Genomic DNA, 17,066 nt, shown 5'->3' on the forward strand with positions numbered 1-17,066 from the left:
GCAAATCCCACCCCATCTGTGCCCAACTTCCCGCTTCAACGAATCGGCGGTGCGTACTGAAGCCCCCCCTGGGTCCACAGCGCGTTCTGGCCGCGCGGGATCTTGAGGGGCGAGCCCATGCCGACGTTTCGATCGAAGCTCTCGCCGTAGTTCCCGACCTGCTTGACGATGTTGTAGACCCACTTCTCGTCGACCCCGAGCGCCTTGCCCATGCCCGGCGTGACGCCGAGGATGCGCTTGATCGCAGGATTGTCGCTCTTCAGCATCTCGTCGACGTTCTTCGAGGTGATGCCATATTCCTCGGCCTCGAGCATCGCGTAGAGCGCCCAGCGCACGATGTCGGCAAATTGATTGTCGCCGTGGCGCACGACCGGTCCCAGCGGCTCCTTCGAGATGATTTCCGGGAGGATCATGTAGTCGTCGAAGGTCTGCGGCGGCGGCACGTTGGCGGCGCGCGTCGCGGCCAGGCTCGACGCATCGGTCGTATAGACGTCGCAGCGGCCGGAGAAGAAGGCCGAGCGGATCTCGTCGACCTTCTCGATGACGACCGGCTTGAAGGTCATCTTGTTGGCGCGGAAGTAGTCGGCGAGGTTGAGTTCAGTCGTGGTTCCGGGAGCCACGCATACCGTGGCGCCATTCAACTCCTTGGCATTCTTCACGCCGAGCTTCTTCGGCACGAGGAAGCCCTGGCCGTCATAGTAGTAGACGCCGGTGAAATCGAGACCGAGCGCGGTATCGCGGGTCAGCGTGTAGGTGGCGTTGCCCATCACGATGTCCACTTCGCTCGACTGGACGGCGGTGAAGCGCTGCTGGGAGGTGAGGGGGACGTACCTGACTTTCTCGGAATCGCCGAAGATTGCCGCCGAGACGGCGCGGCAGACGTCCACCGAAAGGCCCTTCCACTTGCCTTGGCTGTCAGCCAGCATGAAGCCCGCGGTACCGATGCCGACACCGCAATTCAGGGTTCCGCGGGATTTGACGGCGTCGAGATCCTTGCCCGCATGAGCCGTTCCGGAGAACCCGAGGAATGCTGCGACCAGACCGGCCGCCGTCGCTACGAACCTGTTTCGCATGTCACCTCCCGTTTGTTGTTGTCCGCACAATGCCGCCTTGTTTGGGAGGCATGCAAGCCGCAGGCCAAAACGGCCGATGTCACCGGATCGGTGGGGCGTACAACATGCCGCCGTCGCGCCATGGGCCGTTGAGGCCACGCGGAATCTTGAGCACCGTGTTGGGGCCGAGATTCCGATCGAAGCTCTCGCCGTAGTTCCCGACCTGCTTGATGATGTTGTAGGCCCACTTCTCGTCGACGCCGAGCGCCTTGCCCATGCCCGGCGTTACCCCGAGAATGCGTTTCAAGGTCGGGTTCTCGATTTTCAGCGCTTCATCCACGTTTCGGGAGGTGATGCCGTATTCCTCGGCCTCGATCATCGCGTAGAGAGACCAGCGCACGATGTCCGCGAACTGGTGGTCGCCGTGGCGGACCGCGAGGCCCAGCGGTTCCTTGGTGATGCCGCGTGGCAGGATCGAGTAGTCGCTGGGATTGGGCGCATAGGCGGCGCGGGTGGCATAGAGGTTCGACAGGTCCGCCGTCAGGACATCGCAACGGCCGGCAAAGAAGGCCGTGCGCAGCTCGTCGACACTCTCCATCAGGACCGGCTTGAAGGTCATTTTGTTCAGGCGGAAGAAATCGGCGACGTTGGCCTCGGTCGTGGTGCCCGACTGGATGCAGATCGTGGCTCCGTTGAGATCGCTCACGACACGTTTGCCCAGTTTGCGGGGGACCATGAAGCCCTGGCCGTCATAGTAGTAGATGCCGGCAAAATCGGCGCCAGCATCCCGGCCGAGCGTCATGGTTGAATTCGAAGCGAGCAGGTCGACCTCGCCGGCATCGAGTGCCGGAAAGCGCTTTGCGGCATCGAGAGGGATATACTTGACCTTGCTCGCGTCACCGAACAGCGCGGCGGCTGTCGCGCGGCACATGTCGATCGAAAGCCCGCGCCAGGCGCCCTGACTGTCGGCATGCATGAAGCCGACAATTCCGGGGTGTACGCCGCAGTTGAGTTGACCACGTGCCTTGACGGCATCGAGGACGGGGCCGGCCATCGCCGCCGTCGCCACGAAGGCCGAAACGCCGGCGATCATCGATAATGTAACTTTGAGCATTGTGTCCCCCGACACTTCCCCGGTCGCAGATTTCCGCATCCCGGGCATGTTTGCAACGGCCAAAGAAAAAACCGCCGCCCTTGCGGGCGGCGGTTGGCGTCGTAGTGTACCGATCGCTAGCGGATCGGCGGAGCGTATTGCAGGCCGCCCTGCGTCCACAGCGCGTTCTGGCCGCGGGCGATCTTGAGCGGCGAGCCGGCGCCGACGGTGCGGTCGAAGACCTCACCGTAGTTCCCGACCTGCTTGATGATGTTGTAGACCCACTTCTCGTCGACCCCGAGCGCCTTGCCCATGCCCGGCGTCACGCCGAGGATGCGCTTGATCGCGGGATTGTCGCTCTTCAGCATCTCGTCGACGTTCTTCGAGGTGATGCCGTATTCCTCGGCCTCGAGCATGGCGAAGAACGCCCAGCGCACGATGTCGGCGAACTGGTTGTCGCCATGGCGCACGACCGGTCCCAGCGGCTCCTTCGAGATGATTTCCGGCAGGATGATGTAGTCGTCCGGCGTCGGGGCGTTCGCGACGCGCGTGGCGTAGAGGCCCGAGGCGTCTGTCGTGAACACGTCGCAACGGCCGGCGAAGAACGCGGCGCGGACTTCCTCGATCTTCTCGATGACAACCGGCTTGAAGGTCATCTTGTTGGCACGGAAGTAGTCGGCGAGGTTGAGCTCGGTGGTGGTGCCCGGCTGCACGCAGACAGTGGCGCCGTTCAGCTCCTTGGCGCTCTTCACGCCGAGCTTCTTGTTCACCATGAAGCCCTGGCCATCGTAATAGTTGATGCCGGTGAAATCGAAGCCCAGCGCGGTGTCGCGGGTCAGCGTGTAGGTCGTGGTGCGGACCAGCAGGTCGACCTCGCCCGACTGGAGCGCGGTGAAGCGCTGCTGGGCGGTGGTCGGGATGAACTTAACCTTGTCGGCATCGCCGAAGATGGCGGCGGCGACGGCGCGGCAGACATCGACGTCGATGCCCGTCCACTTGCCCTGGCTGTCGGCCGACGCGAAGCCCGCGACGCCGGTGCTGACGCCGCAGAGGAGCTGGCCGCGCGCCTTGATGGCATCGAGATCCTTGCCGGCATACGCCGTACCGGCGGCGCCGACCAGACCGGCGGCGAAAACGCCGGCCATGACTTTCTTGAACATTTGACTTCCCTCGTGGTTGCCTCTGACGTCCCGTCGGCTGCTGTCTGCAACCGTTCAGGATCGATGACGCAATTCCTAGGCGAACAACTGGGCGCGCGCAACGGCGCCGCGCGCCGGACCATGGCGCCTCAGAGGCGGTCGGCGGAGCGGGAAGAGAAGGGGTTGGACGACCACGGCTCGGCGCCCTGCAGGCCGGGATAACGGTTGTCGCTGCTGCTCCGGCCGCGGTCGGCCGCGCGCTTGATCTCCTGCTGCCACTGGCGATAGGAGACGAGCTGCTCGCCCGCGAGAGCGTGGTTGCCGCCCTTTTCCGAGATGTAGGGTGCGGGATCGACGAATTGGCCGTTCACGATCACGGAGAAGTGCAGATGGGCGCCGGTCGAGCGGCCGGTCGATCCGACATAGCCGATCAGGTCGCCCTTGCGGACGCGCGAGCCGGGACCGAAGCCGTCGGCGAAACGCGACATGTGGGCGTAGAGCGTCTCGAAATTGTCGGCGTGCCCGATCTTCACCGTCCGGCCGTAGTTGAAATACCAGCCCTGGTGATTGATGACGCCGTCGGCCGCGGCATAGATCGGCTCGCCGGTCTTGCCCTCGAAATCGATGCCGTTGTGGAAGGCATTGCTGCTCTTGCGGCCGTAGTAGTGGCGCGTTCCGAACGGCGAGGACATGCGGGCTTCCGGGCGCGGGTTGGCGAGCGCCGTGCCGCCGAGGCGGCGGCCCTGGTCGTCGAACCAGCCTTCTGGCTGGTTGGAGGGAGCGAACCACCAGAAGGACTGCTTGGCGGTACCGTCACCCAGGCTGGCGACGAGGACGCGCGGGGTGCCGTCCACGGTACGGCCCTGGACGACGTCGATCTTCGCGGCGGCGGTCGAGAAGCCGGCCAGCGCCTGGGTCAGTTCCTTGAGAGCGGCCGGATTGGCGCCGGTCGGGGCGAGACTGGACGCCAGCGTGGCGCTGCTCGTCTTCATGGTCTTCACCGAATCGGCGACCACGGAGCGGGCGCCGACGCCCGACGTGGGGGCCGAGCCCGGCAGGCTGGAAAAGCGTTCGTCGTCGTCCTCGGTCGCGCCGGGCGCGAGCTTGAAGCCGAACGAACCGTCTGCACTGCGGGCGAGATCGACCGCCAGGGACTTGTTGGAATAGAGCTGCAGCGAAACCAGGCGCTTGGGCTGACCTGCGCCCTGCGGGGCGAGCACGGCGCGGCCCGAGCTGGCGGCTTTCACCTCTGGCTGGCTCAGCGCCTTGCTGACGGCATCGGCGGCCGCCTGGGCGTCGGTGGGATCGACACGCAAGATGATGAGCTGCTGGACGACGTTGCTGTCGGCCGCGATCGAAAAAGCCTGTACGTCTTCGCTGGGAACGGACGAGGGAGCGGCAGCCCTGGGCGCCGATTTCTTGAGCTGGTTCTTGGGCGGGGCCTTGACCTGGGCCATGGCGCCGGCGGCGCCGAAGATCGACGAGATTGCAAAGGTCGCTGCCACGAGGGTGCGGACGGTTCGCCAGCAATGGGCGCGTTTGGGACGCGTCATGTTGGACGTCATCAGTCGGCCTCTCCGTTCATTGAACGCTACAAATTGACGATTGAGGCGACTAGCGATCCAACGACCTCCCCCGGTCGATGCCCCCCGCGTGCCCCGCTTGAGGGCCACTGTGGCCACGGAGTATCCACAAGTCCAACAAAAAGTTGCAAAAATGCAACACCCGTGTAAACCGCCTAACATGTTGAAAATTATAGGATTTTCATCCCGGGAGGGTTTTCTTCCGTGAAAGGTCACAGTGGGCAACCTTTCAAGATTGCTGCATTTGCGAAGAGCCGGCGCGAGATTGACCGGCCCGATCTTTACGAATTAACCGGGACGCGTGGCGCAGAGGGAGAACAGCATGGTCGATCCAATCGAGCTACTGGTCCAGGGACGGGCTCACGACCTGGGAGGCGGCTTCGCGGTTCGCCGCGTGTTGCCCAGCGTCAAGCGCCGCACTGTCGGTCCCTTCATCTTCCTCGACCATTTCGGGCCGATGGACGTGCCGCCGGGCGGCGGCATGGAGGTCCGGCCACATCCGCATATCGGTCTGGCGACGGTCACTTATCTCTTCGACGGCGGCATCTACCATCGCGACAGCCTCGGCTATTCACAGGCGATCCGGCCAGGTGACGTCAACTGGATGACTGCCGGCAGCGGCATCGTACACAGCGAGCGGACGGAACCGGAGATGCGCGCCACCGGCTTCCGGATGCACGGCGTCCAGACCTGGGTGGCGCTTCCGAAGACCCATGAGGAAACTGCCCCGGCCTTCGAGCACGTCGAAAAGGCGCGCCTGCCGGCCTGGAGCGAGGGCGGCGCCGACCTGCGCCTGATCGTGGGCACCTATGCCGGCCGTACCGCGCCCACCAGCCACTTCTCGCCGATCTTCTACGTCGGTGTGGAGATGGCGGCCGGTGCCGCCCTGGCCGTTACGCCCGACCACGAGGAGCGTGCGATCTACGTCGCCGAGGGCATGATCGTCGTGGGCGAGAGCCAGCTCGGTGTCGGGGATCTCGCGGTGCTGGCGCCCGGCCAGACGGTCGAGGCGCTGGCGGGTCCCGATGGCGCCAAGGCCATGCTGCTGGGCGGCGCCCCCATCGACGGTCCGCGCCACATCTGGTGGAACTTCGTCTCCTCCAGCAAGCAGCGGATCGAGAAGGCCAAGGAAGACTGGCGCGAGAAGCGCTTCGCCATGGTGGCAGGGGATCCGGAATTCATCCCGCTGCCCGACCGGTAGAACCGGCTACTTCTTCTCGACGTTCCAGAACACGGTGATGGGCGATTCGATGTTGCCCGTCACGCCCTTGCGCCGCGCCATCGGCTGGAGGAACTGGCCGAGCGGGACGGTGACGCCCTGGTCGAGTATCCGCTTCTGGACCTGCTCGGCGATCTGCATCTGCTTCTTCGGATCGCCTTCGCCGACGAAGGCCAGGCGCAGTCTCTCGATCTCCTCGTCGAGCGGCCAACCGAACTGGGCGCGGTCGCCGCTCGCCTCGGCATAGTGGTTGTTGACCGGGTCGATCAGCAGCACCGCGGCGGCCGCCGTCATGGCGATGTTCCAGCCTCCCTGCGCGACCGGATCCTTCTTGGCGCGGCGGGCGACCAGCGTCTGCCAATCCATCGACTGCATGTCGACCTTGAAGCCGCCGCGCTCCAGCAGAGTCTTGGCCACCGGGGCGAGGTTGGTCAGGACGGCAAGGTCGGTCGACTGAAGCAGCACGATCGGCGTGCCGTCGTAGCCGGCGTCCTTCAACATCTTCTTCGATTCCTCGAAGCGGGATTCCAGGATGCCGTCCGTGCCGGCCGCGTTCTCGAGCGGCCCGCCGCAGCTGAACATCGCCTTGCAGACCTTGTAGTAGCGCGGATCGCCGATGACGGCCTGCAGGAAGTCCTTCTGGTTGAGCGCGATCATGGCGGCGCGCCGGTAGCGCACGTCGTTGAACGGCGGTTGCTTCCAGTTGAAGCGCAGGATGTACGTCGACCCGAGCTGGTCGGGGATGATTATCTCGACGTTCCTGTCCTTCTCGATGACCGGCAGCAGGTCGTGCGAGGGCTGCTCGATCATGTCGATCTCGCCCTGCTGCAGGGCATTGATCGCGGTCTGGGTGTCGGGGATGGAGACCCATTCGACCCGGTCGACCTTGGCCACCTTGCCACCGGCCAGGCCCGACGGCGGCTCCGCGCGCGGCTTGTAGTCGGGGTTGCGGACATAGACCACCTTCTCGCCGGGCTTCCACTCGTCCTTCTTGAAGATGAACGGGCCCGAGCCGGTCGTGTCGGACAGCTGCTGGGTGAGGGGCGTCTCGGCAACGCGCCTGGGCATGATGAAGAGCGGAACGGACGACGGCTTCGCAAGCGTCTTCAGCATCATTCCGTAGGGTTGCTTCAGAACGATCTGGAAGGTCCGGTCGTCGATCGCCTTCATCTCCTGCGTCTGTTTTCCCAGCAGGCCGCCCAGCGTGTCCTTGTCGGTGAAGCGCTTGATCGAGGGCAGCACGTCCGCCGTCGTGACGGGCTGGCCATCATGCCATTTCAGGCCGTCGCGCAACTTGAAGGTCCAGGTGAGCTGGTCGTCGCTGACGGTCCAGCTCTCGACCATCTGCGGGCGCGGCTCGAGCTTGGCGTCGAAGGCGAAAAGGGTGTCGTAGATCAGGTAGCCGTGATTGCGCACGATGTAGGCGGTGGTCCAGATCGGATCGATGATCTTGAGATCCGAGTGCATGACCGCCTTCAGGGTCTTGCTCGGTTGCGCGGAGGCCGGCGCCGCCGCGACAAGGGCGATGGCGGCAAACAAAGCACGACACAGCATGGCGATCTCCTCAGCCGATAGGGGGCGGATTCCAGGTTGTTTCTTCGTCGAGCGGGTATACGGGTCTCGGCAGTTTGGTCCAGGTGAAGTTGGCCAGCACCGGCGAGGTCAGCCCGGGGCAATCGACTTCGTAGATCTGCTCCGGCTTGAAGAACTCGTCGAAGCCGCCGCGGAAATGGCCGCGGCTCTTCACAACCACCGTTCGTGCCTGCGCGATGTCGAGGCCGAACATCTCGAACTGGCGCGGGTCCATGCACTGGCAGCGGATGCTGATGACCACGACGAGAATGCCGCCGAGATCGAGCAGGGCCGAGGGACCCATGTCGGCGGAGACGTTCCGGAGAACCCCGCGGCGGCCGACATACTGACCGTCCGACAGCTTCACGACCTTGGCTTCGCAGTCGAATGGCAGGGAGAATTCCTGGTGCTCCTGCGTATTGAACGACGCGTTGAAGATCGCACCCTCGCCCAACTCGTGCGCCTTGGCGGCGAGGGCTGCATCGTTGAAGACCCCGAAGATGACGCCCTGAACCTTGGCGCCCTTCAGCGCGCGCAGCAGGTAGGTCGTGTTGCCGCGACCGCCGCCGCCGGGATTGTCGGCCACGTCGGCCAGAACGATGGGCTTGCGCCGCTTGTCGCGTCCGGCCGAACCGGCGAGCTGTACCGCGTCGGCCAGGGTCGTCATCTCGCGCTTGAAGCGTTCCCGCATGCCCCAGGCCCGCTGGGCGATGTCGAGGGCGAGATCGGCGGCGGCCTTGCGGTTGCCGTTGCGCGCGGTGACGACGGCGGTGAGACCGTTCTTGGGACTGTCGCTGTAGGCGAAGCCCGCCATCACCGAAACGTTCAGGATGTCGCCGCCGACCTTGGTCTGGCCGTAGTTGATCAGGTCGGCATACGGGCCCTTGGCGGTCAGCAGCGCGATCTGCGGCGGCACCAGCGGCAGCTTCACCATCTCGATCGCCGTGCGCGTGCCGGCCAGCAGTTCGCGCATATGCTTGGCCGCCTCGACGCCGCGCTCGTAGATGTCGACATGCGGGTTCTCGAGATAGCCGACGAAGACGCTGAGATTGTCGATCATCCGACGCGAGACGTTGGCGTGCAGGTCGAACACCGACACGATGGGCACGTCGGGACCGGCGGCGCAGCGCAGGATCTCGAACAGGTCGCCGTCGGGATCGTCGGTGCCCTGCGCCAGCGCGGCGCCATGGCAGGAGACGAAGATCGCGTCGACCGGCAGGACAGATTTCAGGCCGGCCTCGATCTCGGCGAGATAGGCCTTGAAGAACTGCTCCTCCACCGGTCCGCCGGGTTGCGCCAGCGACACGCGCAGCGGCACCGGCGTCCAGTTGCCAGTGCGGTCCATCTCGTCAAAGAAGCCGGGCAGGTCGGGCATGGTGATCGACTTGCCGGAGCGGGCCTCGCTCACGATGCGATTGCCGCGGATGTCGACGTCGTGCTCGAAATCCTCCGCCGTCGTCACCGGCGAGAACCGGTTGCACTCGATGGCGAAGCCGAGAACGGCGATACGCGGATTGTCCTGGGACAACTAAACCTCCTGGCGCTGTCGCGCGAGGAACGCGTCGACCAGCGCATTGAATCTAGCGGCCTGCTCGAAGTAGGGCGAGTGGCCGGCATCGGAAATGGTCTCGGCTTCGCCGCAGGGCAGGCTTGCCGCGATGGCGCTTGCCAGGAAGGGCGGAAAGACGATGTCCTCGCCGCCTGCGATCAGCAGGGTCGGCACGCGAAACGTCTTGAACTCGCCCAGGGTGCGCTTCGCGGTGCGGCGCAGGCCGGCGCGCAGCTTCTCCTTGTCGAGCGTGCCCGCCATCTCGTCGATGCTGCGATAGAGGAGATGCAGGTCGGGGAAGCGCCTGGCCGCTTGTTCGCCAATCGCCGGATGGATGCCGCGCGCCATGCCGTCGGCGATCGTCGCCTCGGCTTTCGCGAGCCAGGCATCGTAGGCGCTGCCGCCCGACGGATCGGCGCCGCGCCGGTCGATGGTGCCCGACGTCGAGCTCAACACCAGCGCTTTCACGCGATCCTGATGCGCGAGCGCATATTCCAGCATCGTCCAGCCGCCCATCGACTGTGCGACGAGTCGGACGTCGGGAAACCCGAGATGATCGATCAGGGCGGCGAGGTCGCCGGCATAGTCGGCGGGATCGACACCCGAAGGCACCGGACCGGACGGTGCGAAGCCGCGATGGGCGAAGGCGACGCAGGTGTAATTGGGTGCGAAGTGCGCCACCTGCTGCCACCAGCTCAGGTGATTGCCCCCCAGCCCATGGGCGAAGAGCAATGCCGGCCCGCTGCCCGACACCTCGTAATGAAGATCGCCGAACGGGCGCTTCAGTCGACCGACGGTGCGGGGCGGCGCGGCGTAGGAACTCATGGGGTGCCTTTCCTTCACAAGACGAAAGGGTCGGTGAGCTGGCGGTCGAGCTTGCGGGCGATGTCGCCCGCGAGCGCGTCCGGTGCGCCCGCTTCGAGGCGTGCGACCGGCTGCGGTTGGCCGAACAGGAAGACCTCCTGGTCGCGTACACCCAGCAACTGGCCGGTGATGGGTTCGCCTGCGGGTAAGCAGAGCGCAGTCACCAGGCTCGCGACGTCTGCGGGCTGGATGCCTGCGAACGGCAACACGGCGTTAGCGGTGATCTGCGCGTCGGCGAGGTCCATCGCCGCGACGCGCGTCAGGCCGAGCAAGCCAGCCTTGGCGCTGGCATACGCAGCCTGGCCGAGAGCGCCGGAAAGGCCCGCCGACGAGACGATGTTGACGATGCGGCCCGCCTTGCCCCGGTTGCGCATGACGCCCGAGGCGGCGCTGGTCAGGTAGAAGGCGGCGGAGAGATTGGTGCGGATCACCGCATCCCAATCGGCGGGATCGGCACTGAAGACGGGCGAGTCGCGCAGGATGGCGGCGTTGTTCACGACGATGTCGATGCCGCCGAACGTCTTCACCGCCAGGTCGACGAGCTGCCGGGCCACGCCGGGCGAGGCAACGCTTTCGGTGAAGGCCAGGGCGCTCTTGCCGCCCGCCTTGTCGTTCAGTTCACGCGCAGCCGCGCGCGCCACTTCCGGGTCGCTGCCGTCGCCCGAGATCGAGGTACCGTTGTCGGCCACGATGACCTGCGCCCCTTCAGCCACCAGCGACTCCGCGATGGCACGGCCGATGCCGCGGCCGGCCCCGGTGACGATGGCGACCCTTCCCCGCAGGAGATCGCTCACTGGTCCGCCCCTGTCTTCTTGCCGGCGGTTGCCATTTCCGCCGCCGTGTAGAAGGCGTCGGCATGGATATCGGCGCGGCGCATCCCTCGCTGCTCCAGCATCAGCGTCGCGGCCTCGACCATGACCGGCGGACCGGCGAGATAGGCCTTGCAGCCATCGACCTCGTCGAAATCCTGCGCGACGGCTTCGTGGACCAGGCCGTGCCGCAGGGTCGAATCGCCGCCTTCGCTCAGGACCGGCACGAAGTGAAGCGTCTTGTGCTTCGCCGCGAGCGCCGCGAAGTGATCATGCAGGTAGAGATCGCGTTCGCTGCGGACGCCAAAATAGAAATAGATGTGCTGCGGCAATTCCTTCTGCAGGGCGCGCTCGATCACCGACTTGATCGGCGCCATGCCCGAGCCGCCGGCGACGGCGATGATCGGGCCGCGGTGGGATTCGCGGAGATAGGAGGCGCCGAACGGTCCCTCTACACGCACGCTGTCGCCGACCGTCAGCTTTTCCGCGACATGGGCACTTGTGGCGCCGCCAGCCGTGCGCCGGACATGGAATTCGAGCACCGGATCGCCCGGCACGTTGGCCATGGAATAGTCGCGTGGCGGGCAGCCTTCGAAGGTCACCGACGCGAACTGGCCGGCCGAGAAGTCGAAGGGACCGCCCGAGACGATCTCGAGGCGGATGCGCTTGATGTCGTGCGTGGCGTCGTTGAGGGAGACGACCTTGCAGGCGAGGAGGCGGCGCGGATGGACGATCAGGTCGTCCTCCTGCAGCCAGGCGACTTCGCTCTCGCTGCCCGGCACGGCGCGACAGGCGAGGATCATGCCACGCGCCTTTTCCTCGTCGGAAAGCGCGAACTCGGAATAACCCGTCATCGTCACCTCGCCCTTCACGAGATGCGATTTGCAGGCGCCGCAGTTGCCGGACTGGCAGCCGAACGGATAGGAGATGCCGGCATCGAGCGCGGCATCCAGGATGGTGGTGCCAGACGGCACGTCGATCGTGCGGGCGGCGGAGGCGATGCGGACCTTGAAGCTCATTTCCTGACGCGAATTCGTTCGAGCCGTGGTGGGGCAGGCGTTGTACCGCACGCAAGCCGCGGCCGCCGCTGGTTCTTTCGAAGGCCGAAACGCACACCCGGATCGGCCTGTTCCGGAAGGTGCGGGCGCCGGCGCGTTCGGTATAGTCCGCCCGCCATGAGTTCTGCCCATCCCGACTTCCATCATGTCCCCAAGGATTTCGTCCACGATTCGGAAATCCTGGAGATCCTGCGCGCCAATCCGCCCGAGGCGTTGAAGACGCTGAACGGCGAGTTGCTCGATATCGACTCGACGCGCGGCTATGCGCGCTTCCGCTTCGAGGTCGTGCCGGCCTTCTGTCACTCCCAGGGACGCATCTGCCAGGGCGGCTTCCTGACGGGAATGGTCGACACGGCCATGGCCAATGCCGCCATCGTCAAGGGCAAGCTCGGCGTCGCCGTGCCGACGCTGGAACTCAAGATCAGCTTCTTCGAGGCGATGGGACCGGGGATCGTCTATGCCGAGGGCCGCGTGATGCGCTGGGGCGGGACGGTCGGCTTCCTCGACGGCGACCTCAAGGACGAGAAGGGCCGCCTGATCGTCCATTCGACCTCGACGATCAAGATCGTGCGGCCGAAGGTGAAGGCTTAGAGGCTTTCTGTCCTAACTCGCTCCCTACTCGCACCACCTCATCCTGAGGAGGCGCGCGAAGCGCGACGTCTCGAAGGATAGGCAACGGGCTTGGTGCGGGTGGCCCATCCTTCGAGACGGCTGCTGCGCAGCCTCCTCAGGATGAGGTTTGCTGTGTAGCTACCCGCTGAACCGCGCCTGCCAGTGCTCTGCGATCTGGCGGCGGGTGGCGAACCAGGCGCCGCCTTTCTGCTTCATGTGCGAGACGATGCGGTCGAGGGCGGCGATGCGGCCGGGGCGGCCGATCATGCGCAGGTGCAGGCCGATCGACATCATCTTCGGTGACTTCTCGCCCTCCGCCCACAGCGTGTCGAAGGCGTCGTTCGTATAGTCGGCGAAGTCGCGCGCCGATACGAAGCGATGGAAGCCCTGGTGATAGTGCATGTCGTTGGTGTCGAAGCTGTAGGGCAGCACCAGGTGGCGCTTGCCCGCGACCTCGACATGAAAGGGCAGGTCGTCCGAATAGTCGTCACTGTCGTAGAGGAAGCCGCCTTCCTCGACGAGCAGCCGGCGCGTGTTGGGCGAGGGTGTCGAGCGGGTGTGCCAGCCGACAGGCCGCGTGCCGGCGATCTCGGTCAGCGCCTTGACCGTGCGGGCGATGATCTCGCGCTCCTTCACCTCCTCCATGTGGGCATGCTTTTCCCAACGCCAGCCGTGGCAGGAGATTTCGTGGCCGCGCGCCACCGCATCCTGGATCAGCCAGGGCGACAGTTCGGCGGCCAGGCCGCAGGTGCTGACCGTTGCCGGCACGCCCAGCCGCTCCAGCGCATCGGCAATGCGCCACCACGCGGCCTTGGTGCCGTACTCGAAGTGCGATTCCATGCACCGGTCGGGCACGCCCACGACTTCGTCGGTGACCTCATAGACCTTCTCGTTGTGGGCGTCGCCCGCCGACAACGACATCTCCGCCCCTTCCTCGAAGTTGATCACGAAGGAGACGGCGACCCGCGCGCCGTTTGGCCATTGCGGGTTGGGCGGCGTGCGGCCGTAGCCCTTGAGGTCGCGCATCGTCGTTACGAGTCCCTGTGGGCGATCACGTCGGCCAGCGGGCCGGCGAGGCCCTTCGAATCCTTGGGCGCGGGACGACGGTAGGTCCCTTGAGTGGCCTTGCGGGGATTGAGGCGCACCAGACCCTCGGCCATCGTCACCGCCGCCTGGATTCCGTCGACCAGCGGCACCGGCACGCGGTCGCGGATCGTGTTGGCGAGTCCCGCCAGCGGCGCGCCGGCCAGGATGACGACGTCCGCCCCGTCATTCTTCACCGTGCCGAGTGCGAGATCGATCAGCACCTGCTCCTTCTCGTGTTGCACGTCGTCGATCGAGCGGAATCCCTCGTCGGGGGTGCGGATGGCGGCGCAGCGGCCCGACAATCCATGCCACTCCACGATCTCGGCAAACCAGGGTTCCAGTGCTTTGGCAAAGCTCACGATCGCGAACTTGCGGCCGAGCGTGCAGGCGACCAGCATCGCGGCTTCCGCCATGCCGACCACAGGGAAATCGAACAGCTCGCGCGCGCCGCCGAGACCAGGATCGCCGAAGGCCGCGACGATGGCGGCATCGAAGGTGCCGCGCCGCTCGGCCAGCATCTCCAGCATCATGGCGCTGCCGATCGCTGCTTCGGCGCGGGTGGCGATGTAGGGCACGCCGCGCGGCGCGGTCATGGGCAGCAATTCAGTGCCGGCGCTGGCGACGAGCTTGCCCGCGGTCACGAGCCGGTCGGTCAAGCCGGTGGACGTATTGGGATTGGCGACGAGGATTTTCATTTGGCCGTTCCTAGAAGTCGGCGAGCTTGCGCAAGCCCACGAGACGGTCGCCGATCACGAGCGCCACGATGGCGAGTAGCACCAGCCCGGCGGAAATCGCCGCGATGGTCGGGTCGGGCCGTTCCTCGACATATTGCAGCATCTGGATGGGCAGCGTCTTGGTCCAGGCATCGGTGAAGAACATCGAGATCGGATAATTGTCCATGGAGGCCAGGAACGCGAACATGCCGGAGGTCAGGAAGGCCGGTGCGAGTGACGGTACCAGCACCCGCGTGAGCGCCGCCGGGTAGGAGCAACCCAGGGTGCGCGCGGCATCGATCAGCGAGAAGTCGAACAGGGAAAGCGCGCCGACGACGGTGCGCACGATGTAGGGCAGGGTGATGACGACGTGGGCGACCAGCAGGCTGGCATAGACGTCGCGTAGCCCCATCGCCTTGAAGCCCTGCAGCATGGCGATGCCGATCACCAGACCGGGCAGCATCAGCGGCGAGACGAGAAAGGTGGAGATCGTCTCGCGACCGGGAAAGCGACCGCGCACCAGCGCGATGGCGCACAAGGTGCCCAGGACCATGGCGACCGCCGTAGAGACGGCTGCGATCTGCAGCGAGACGAGGAGAGCCGGTACGAGTCCGCGCATGCCGGCAAGACGCTCGTACCAGCGTAGCGACCAGTCCGGCGGCGGCAAGGTAAAGACCGTCGACGAGCCGAACGAGACGGCGATGGTGACGACGAGCGGCGTCATCAGGAAGACGACGGTGAAGCCCGCGATGAACCAGACGACATACTGCGAGACGCGCTCGAGGGTGGTCATGTGGTGCTGCCTCCGATCCGGCGCGCCAGCCAGGTCGAGCCCACGACGATGGAGACGGCCAGCACCAGCAGGATGACGGCGGTGGTCGAGCCGAGCTGCTCGTTACGCATCAGCAGGAACGAGCGACCGGTGAGCGTCGACAGGGTCTGGAACCGGTCGCCGATCAGCAGCGAGGGGATGACGAACATCGACACGCTCATCGAGAAGACGAAGGCGACGCCGGAGACGATCCCCGGCAGCGTGAGCGGCAGGGTGACGTGGGCGAAGCGGTAGAGCGGCGTCGCGCCCAGCGTCGCGCCGGCCTCGCTGAGGCGCGGGTCGATCAGTTTCACCACGGAGTAAATCGGCAGGATCATGAAGGGCAGGAAGATGTTGGCCGCGCCCAGCACCAGGCCGGTCTCGGTGAAGAGCAGCCGCTGCGGCTCGTCCCAGAGGCCCAGCCCCACCAGGGTCTGCGAGACGATGCCGTCGCGGCGCAGCACGATCTGCCAGGCGAAGGCCTTGACCACGGCGCCGACCGAGAGCGGCAGGATGATCGAGACCAGCATCACGATCTGCAGCACCGCGCCGGCACGGGCCAGCGCGAAGGCGGCGGGATAGCCGATCACGAAGCAGACGACGGTGACCCAGGCAGCGACCCGCAGCGTGTTGCCGATGACGCGCCAGTTGAAGGGGTCGCTGAGGAAGGCGACGTAGGGCTGGATCGTCAGCCCGCCAGGCCCCGTCAGGCTCTTCATGAAGAGCCAGAGCAGGGGGAAGGCGTAGACGACCAGCAGATAGAGGACCGCCGGCGCCGCGAGGAGGGCGACGGGATCCCGCCACGGCGAGGGCGCGCCTTTGGTCGTCATGGCGCCGGGTAGATCAGCGTGTCGGCAACGGCCCAGCCCAGCCGCATCTCGGTGCCGGGCGCGGGCAGGCCGTCGGACAGATCGGCCGTTTCGACCACCAGATGGTCGCCGTCCTTCGCCTCGAAATGGAGCTGGACCTTCGATCCCTGGAACACGGCATCGCGCAGGCGCGCGACCATCGCATAATCGCCCGGCGCATTCACTTTGATACGCTCAGGACGCACGGCGAGCACGACGGACGCGCCGGCCACGAAGCTGCCCGGCGCGCGCAGCGGGCCGTACGCGGTGTCGACGATGACGTGGTCGTAGTCCTGGCCGACGACCGTGCCGGAGAGACGCGAGGAGAGGCCGACGAATTCGAGCACGAAGGCGGTGGCGGGCGAGCGGTAGATCGTGGCCGGCTCTGCCAGTTGCTCGATCGCGCCCTTGTTCATCACCGCGATGCGGTCGGACATGGTGAGCGCTTCGTCCTGGTCGTGGGTGACGAAGACGGCGGTGATGCCCAGTTCGCGCAGCAGGCGGCGCAGCTCGATCTGCATGTTCTCGCGCAGCTTGCGGTCGAGCGCGGAAAAGGGCTCGTCGAGCAGCAGCAGCTTCGGCTGTACGGCGAGCGCCCGGGCGACCGCCACGCGTTGTTGTTGGCCGCCCGACAGGGCCCGCACCGAGCGGTCGGCGAAGTCGGTCAGGTGGACGAGCGACAGAAAGCGCCGCACCGTCGGGCCGATCTCGCCAGCGGGATGCTTTCGCGCCTTCAGGCCGAAGGCGATGTTCTCGGCGACCGTCAGGTGAGGGAAGAGCGCGTAATTCTGGAAGACGACACCGACGTCGCGCCGATGCGGCGGCCGGGCGCCGATCTCCTCGCCATCCAGCCGGATGGCGCCGCGGTCGGCGGCCAGCAGGCCGGCCACGATGCGCAACAAAGTGGTCTTGCCGCATCCCGAGGGGCCGAGCAGCGATATGAACTCGCCGGCGGCGACCTGAAGGTCGACGCCGCCCAGAACGGTGACGCCGCCGAAGGACTTCTCGGCACCGGCGACGTCGAGGAACGAGTCGGAGGTCACGATGCGGCCTCCCGA

Annotated in this window: 16 protein-coding genes; 2 read left to right on the forward strand and 14 right to left on the reverse strand. The window is 66.0% G+C overall.

The features are described from left to right. Window positions 1–35: 35 nt before the first annotated feature. The 4 genes from KQ910_RS20730 to KQ910_RS20745 form a co-directional block, all read right to left on the reverse strand. Window positions 36–1,073 carry an amino acid ABC transporter substrate-binding protein gene (locus KQ910_RS20730; protein WP_216964823.1) on the reverse strand — a complete coding sequence of 346 codons (1,038 nt, stop codon included), beginning with the start codon at window positions 1,071–1,073 and terminating at the stop codon, window positions 36–38. A gap of 79 nt (window positions 1,074–1,152) precedes the next feature. Beyond that, on the reverse strand, window positions 1,153–2,166 hold the full coding sequence (locus KQ910_RS20735) for an amino acid ABC transporter substrate-binding protein (protein WP_216964825.1): 1,014 nt from the start codon (window positions 2,164–2,166) through the stop codon (window positions 1,153–1,155). Between the two features lie 116 nt (window positions 2,167–2,282). Continuing rightward, entirely contained in the window at window positions 2,283–3,305 is a 1,023-nt protein-coding gene (locus KQ910_RS20740) for an amino acid ABC transporter substrate-binding protein (RefSeq protein WP_216964828.1), read from the reverse strand. A 128-nt stretch (window positions 3,306–3,433) separates the two neighbouring features. Then, window positions 3,434–4,837, reverse strand: a complete 1,404-nt coding sequence (locus KQ910_RS20745; protein WP_216964830.1) for a M23 family metallopeptidase — start codon at window positions 4,835–4,837, stop codon at window positions 3,434–3,436. A 352-nt stretch (window positions 4,838–5,189) separates the two neighbouring features. On the opposite strand from KQ910_RS20745, the gene KQ910_RS20750 reads away from it, so the two are divergent. Further along, window positions 5,190–6,068, forward strand: coding sequence for a pirin family protein (locus KQ910_RS20750; RefSeq protein WP_216964831.1), 879 nt, complete (start codon window positions 5,190–5,192; stop codon window positions 6,066–6,068). A gap of 6 nt (window positions 6,069–6,074) precedes the next feature. Here the strand turns inward: KQ910_RS20750 and KQ910_RS20755 are convergent, their stop codons facing one another. From KQ910_RS20755 to KQ910_RS20775, 5 genes are read right to left on the reverse strand one after another with little or no spacing between them, the layout of a single operon-like run. Then, window positions 6,075–7,640 (reverse strand): ABC transporter substrate-binding protein, encoded by a 1,566-nt coding sequence (locus tag KQ910_RS20755; protein ID WP_216964833.1) that lies wholly within the window; start codon window positions 7,638–7,640, stop codon window positions 6,075–6,077. Window positions 7,641–7,650: 10 nt separating this feature from the next. After that, window positions 7,651–9,186 carry a M81 family metallopeptidase gene (locus tag KQ910_RS20760; RefSeq protein ID WP_216964835.1) on the reverse strand — a complete coding sequence of 512 codons (1,536 nt, stop codon included), beginning with the start codon at window positions 9,184–9,186 and terminating at the stop codon, window positions 7,651–7,653. After that, window positions 9,187–10,032, reverse strand: coding sequence for an alpha/beta fold hydrolase (locus KQ910_RS20765; protein ID WP_216964837.1), 846 nt, complete (start codon window positions 10,030–10,032; stop codon window positions 9,187–9,189). Between the two features lie 14 nt (window positions 10,033–10,046). Then, window positions 10,047–10,865: an SDR family NAD(P)-dependent oxidoreductase gene (locus KQ910_RS20770; RefSeq protein WP_216964839.1), complete on the reverse strand. Its 819-nt coding sequence runs from the start codon at window positions 10,863–10,865 to the stop codon at window positions 10,047–10,049. Beyond that, on the reverse strand, window positions 10,862–11,899 hold the full coding sequence (locus KQ910_RS20775) for a 2Fe-2S iron-sulfur cluster-binding protein (protein WP_216964841.1): 1,038 nt from the start codon (window positions 11,897–11,899) through the stop codon (window positions 10,862–10,864). The genes KQ910_RS20770 and KQ910_RS20775 overlap by 4 nt, the downstream gene beginning before the upstream one ends. 156 nt (window positions 11,900–12,055) lie before the next feature. On the opposite strand from KQ910_RS20775, the gene KQ910_RS20780 reads away from it, so the two are divergent. Next, complete coding sequence (locus KQ910_RS20780; RefSeq protein ID WP_216964843.1) at window positions 12,056–12,529, forward strand: PaaI family thioesterase; 474 nt, start codon at window positions 12,056–12,058, stop codon at window positions 12,527–12,529. A 159-nt stretch (window positions 12,530–12,688) separates the two neighbouring features. On the opposite strand, the gene KQ910_RS20785 is transcribed toward KQ910_RS20780, so the two are convergent. Genes KQ910_RS20785 through KQ910_RS20805 form a run of 5 tightly spaced genes read right to left on the reverse strand, consistent with a single transcriptional unit; the run spans window position 12,689 to window position 17,051 of the window. Then, window positions 12,689–13,576, reverse strand: coding sequence for a polysaccharide deacetylase family protein (locus tag KQ910_RS20785; RefSeq protein WP_216964845.1), 888 nt, complete (start codon window positions 13,574–13,576; stop codon window positions 12,689–12,691). A 5-nt stretch (window positions 13,577–13,581) separates the two neighbouring features. Then, window positions 13,582–14,331 carry an aspartate/glutamate racemase family protein gene (locus KQ910_RS20790; RefSeq protein ID WP_216964848.1) on the reverse strand — a complete coding sequence of 250 codons (750 nt, stop codon included), beginning with the start codon at window positions 14,329–14,331 and terminating at the stop codon, window positions 13,582–13,584. A 10-nt stretch (window positions 14,332–14,341) separates the two neighbouring features. Then, window positions 14,342–15,142, reverse strand: coding sequence for an ABC transporter permease (locus KQ910_RS20795; RefSeq protein ID WP_216964850.1), 801 nt, complete (start codon window positions 15,140–15,142; stop codon window positions 14,342–14,344). After that, the gene (locus KQ910_RS20800; protein WP_216964851.1) at window positions 15,139–15,990 is read right to left on the reverse strand and encodes an ABC transporter permease; all 852 of its coding nucleotides are present in this window, start codon (window positions 15,988–15,990) and stop codon (window positions 15,139–15,141) included. Before KQ910_RS20800 ends, KQ910_RS20795 begins: the two co-directional genes overlap by 4 nt. Beyond that, complete coding sequence (locus KQ910_RS20805; protein WP_369408409.1) at window positions 15,987–17,051, reverse strand: ABC transporter ATP-binding protein; 1,065 nt, start codon at window positions 17,049–17,051, stop codon at window positions 15,987–15,989. The genes KQ910_RS20800 and KQ910_RS20805 overlap by 4 nt, the downstream gene beginning before the upstream one ends. Window positions 17,052–17,066 lie beyond the last annotated feature (15 nt).

Origin of the sequence: Reyranella humidisoli (assembly GCF_019039055.1) — a bacterium.
GTDB classification, from domain to species: domain Bacteria; phylum Pseudomonadota; class Alphaproteobacteria; order Reyranellales; family Reyranellaceae; genus Reyranella; species Reyranella humidisoli.